Raw genomic sequence first — 260 nt, 5'->3', positions numbered from 1 at the left:
GGAACAGGGTGTCGTCGCAGGCGGCGACACGGATCGTGCGGCGTTCGGTGCGCCCGTGCCCGCGGTCGGAGCCGATGTCGGTGCTGTCGGCGAACGTGGTGTCGGAGCCGGACAGCAGCGTCTGGGCGGCGTGCAGGGCGAGGGGCTGATTGCGTTTGAGGATCAGCATGTAGTGGGCGTGCAGGGTGCCGGTGATCAGCCGGGCGGTCTTCTTCGTGGTGTGCAGGGCGTCCAGGGTGAGCAGCATGCCGGCCACGTTC

1 pseudogene is annotated in these 260 nt (G+C 69.2%); it reads right to left on the bottom strand.

Features of this window, described 5'->3' with window-relative positions:
* A pseudogene (locus tag ACFHWY_RS28975) lies at positions 1 to 260 on the bottom strand (hypothetical protein); the annotation flags it as partial.

This window comes from Micromonospora sp. LOL_024 (assembly GCF_048060415.1).
GTDB lineage: Bacteria > Actinomycetota > Actinomycetes > Mycobacteriales > Micromonosporaceae > Micromonospora.
This window is presented reverse-complemented; position numbering and strand designations above follow the sequence as displayed.